This window comes from Rhizobium sp. SEMIA 4085 (genome assembly GCF_013004495.1).
Classification (GTDB): Bacteria; Pseudomonadota; Alphaproteobacteria; order Rhizobiales; family Rhizobiaceae; genus Rhizobium; species Rhizobium gallicum.
The window spans coordinates 1-3,178 of the sequence record NZ_JABEPH010000519.1 but is presented as its reverse complement, the minus strand read 5'-3'; the positions used below and the strand labels follow the sequence as shown (position 1 = coordinate 3,178).

Here is a 3,178-nt window from a genome sequence, read left to right as displayed (position 1 = left end):
GCCATAGCCCGATGTGAAACCGGCCTTGCGGCCAGATGCCAATATCGGACAACGGAATGGCTCCTCGGAACAAAGTGAGCTGTTCCACGGCAACCGGATGCAGGAACTCATGAGCGATAACAACGATAGACCAAAGGCCCTTGGTCCCAATACCCAGCTGGTCAGGGCTGGATACAACCCTTTCGATTATCACGGCTTCATCAATCCCCCCGTTACTCGAGCATCAACGGTGCTTTTCCCGAATGCGAAGGCGATGGAAAGACATGAGCAGAAGTACACCTACGCCACACGCGGGACGCCAACGACGGACGCCTTATGCGAAGCGGTGAACGAGCTCGAGGGGACGGCGGGAACCATCATCGTGCCTTCCGGCCTTGCCGCTGTCACGCTGGCATTTCTCGCTTATCTCTCTCCAGGCGACCATGCGCTGGTTGTCGATTCCGTCTATGGGAATGTCCGTCATTTTTGCGACACAATGCTTACCCGCTTTGGTGTGCAGGTCGAATACTACGATCCGTCCATCGGCGCTTCGATCGACTCGCTGTTCAAGCCGAATACGAGGCTTGTTCATCTGGAAGCGCCGGGCTCGAACTCTTTCGAGATGCAGGACGTGCCGGCCATCACAGCGGTCGCACACCGCCACGCGGCGGTGGTGACGATGGACAATACGTGGGCGACGCCACTGTACTTCCGGCCGCTCGACTTCGGCGTGGACGTTTCGATCCAGGCGGCCACCAAATATCCGGCCGGCCATTCCGATATTCTTTTGGGGACCGTTTCAGCCAACGCCGAACACTGGAAACGCCTCAAGTATGCGAATGGCGCGCTTGGCATATGCGGTGCCCCTGATGATGCCTATCAAGTATTGCGCGGGCTCCGCACCATGGGTGTCCGATTGGAGCGTCATCAGTCCAACGCGCTTGAGATAGCGCAATGGCTGGAAGCCCGCGACGACGTGGCGCGTGTCCTGCATCCCGCCCTGCCGAGTTTCCCTGGTCATGAGATCTGGAAACGCGATTTCAAAGGCGCAAGCGGAGTCTTCTCATTTGTGCTGGCTGTCGCGCGCACGGATGAATTCCAAGCAAAAGCACAGGCTTTCCTGAACGCCCTTTTGCTTTTCGGAATAGGCTATTCCTGGGGTGGCTTCCCGAGTTTGGCACTTCACGTCGATCTCAATGATCGGCGTATATTGCCGCCACCAGAGGAGGGACCCGTTCTGCGCCTCCATATCGGTCTCGAAGATGTCGTCGATCTTAAGGCGGACCTTGAGAAAGGATTTTCTGTGGCACGGGCGTCTCGATGATCGGCGCGCACTTGCTGTGTTATTGCGGATTTTGCGTTTATTGAGGGGGAGTGGTCAGCGGTTCGGTTCCCATCAAGAGCACGACTATCGCCGCTGTCGACTCGGACGCACATAGGTCTGCTTTCGCTTCCCTCCTGATCAGGTACCCCTCCGTTGAGGATCAGCCAGGTCAGTTCCGGTGACCGCCGTGAAAACTTCGGCAGCGCCTGCGTGGCCTCTCGTTTACCTCATGCCGCAATCTGGCATGCTACCTACTTTTGGTTTCCCGTTTCAATCAGCCGCCATGTGGATTTCAAGTGGTCACGCCTTGACTTTCGATCGGTCATCACCGTAGTTTCAAACGGTCATTTAAGGATTGAAGCTTTGGCGCTGTATCCAAGACTCGTTGAGCAACGCGTTGCCGACGCCATGTCAGACACGCGAGTCGTACTGATCGTCGGTCCCCGACAATCTGGAAAAACAACGTTGGCCAAGAAGATGGCCAACAAGGGGATGGAGTATTACACGCTGGACAATGCGACGACCCTGGACGCAGCGCGACAGGATCCAGTTGGCTTTGTAAGAGGCATGGATCGCGCCATCATCGATGAAATTCAGCGCGCTCCCGAGCTGTTGTTGGCCATCAAGGAAAGCGTGGATACCGACCAGCGCCCAGGGCGTTTCCTCCTGACCGGTTCAGCCAATCTAATGACGTTGCCACGCGTGGCAGACTCGCTGGCAGGGCGCATGGAGGTCGTACGATTGCTACCGCTTGCGCAAAGCGAGATCAGGACAGCCGGCAGCAGCTTCCTGCGCGACGCCTTTCAAAACGAAGCCAAAGCCGGAGAACCAATTGTCGGAGACGACCTGATGGCGGCGGTTCTGGCCGGTGGATATCCCGAGGCATTGGGCCGCAAAACCCTGAGCCGCAGACAGGACTGGTATGCGGATTATATCCAGGCGATCGTTCAACGCGACGTTCGCGATGTCGCGCAAATCGAGCAGATTGCTCAAATGCCGCGCCTGCTACGGATTCTGGCACAGCATTCGGGACAGCTCGTGAATTATTCCGGAATTGGCGCGGCCATCGGTATGAACCACATCACAACGCAAAAATATGTCGGCATCTTCGAGAGCCTGTTCCTCGCTCGAACCGTGCAGCCCTGGTTTTCCAACAAACTGAAACGCCTGACCAAAACACCGAAAATACATTTCCTCGATTCCGGTCTGCTCGCGTCTCTTCGGGACCTCTCTCTCGACCGCCTGCGCGACGACAGGGGTCAGTTCGGAGCGTTGCTGGAGACTTTTGTGTTTGGGGAGATCCTAAAACTCGCCAGCGGCGGGCATACCCGCTTCGAGTTTTCGCATTTTCGTGACAAGCAGCAGAACGAAGTCGATATCGTCATCGAAGACAGAAGCGGGAGAGTTGTCGGTATCGAGATAAAAGCGGCAGCATCCGTCTCGAGTTCCGATTTTTCCGGATTGCGAATTTTGGCCGAGGCATGTGGAGAACAATTTGTTTCGGGCATTGTCTTGTACGATCATAACAAGGTGATTCCATTCGGCGAACGCCTATCCGCCGTGCCAATTTCGGCGTTGTGGCATTAGCGCCTGGGAATTGCGCTTCAGTCTCCAGACCCGAGCATTCCTGAAAATTCGACGGTGTCGATGAAAAGGGCCCCCAGGTTGGATTCCCTTCAAGGTGACCATCGCGCAAAACTTCCCGTTGCCGTCAGCATTTCGTCGTTTTGCACCTTCGCCCAATTGAACGAAGCCGTGATGGGACTAAGCAAACTCGGTCCGCGACGAGCAACAAGCCCATCCGGCTCAAGCGCTTCCTTGAGGGTAGGCGTTTCCCCTAGGGAAATACCCCGATCCCGTTGGATGACTCTATGT

3 protein-coding genes are annotated in these 3,178 nt (G+C 56.2%); 2 read left to right on the top strand and 1 reads right to left on the bottom strand.

From position 1 onward, the window contains the following. Positions 1-109: 109 nt before the first annotated feature. Positions 110-1,303 (top strand): cystathionine beta-lyase, encoded by a 1,194-nt coding sequence (locus C9413_RS30245; RefSeq protein ID WP_040116444.1) that lies wholly within the window; start codon positions 110-112, stop codon positions 1,301-1,303. A gap of 363 nt (positions 1,304-1,666) precedes the next feature. Next, the gene (locus C9413_RS30240; RefSeq protein ID WP_040114635.1) at positions 1,667-2,890 is read left to right on the top strand and encodes an ATP-binding protein; all 1,224 of its coding nucleotides are present in this window, start codon (positions 1,667-1,669) and stop codon (positions 2,888-2,890) included. A gap of 89 nt (positions 2,891-2,979) precedes the next feature. Here C9413_RS30240 and C9413_RS32905 read toward each other — a convergent pair. Then, positions 2,980-3,178: hypothetical protein (locus tag C9413_RS32905; protein ID WP_210263663.1), on the bottom strand; the 199-nt coding region annotated here is incomplete at its 5' end.

Excerpts from the sequence above, each read along its gene's own strand:
- C9413_RS30245 (WP_040116444.1), top strand. The coding sequence starts at position 110 with ATGAGCGATAACAACGATAGACCAAAGGCCCTTGGTCCCAATACCCAG.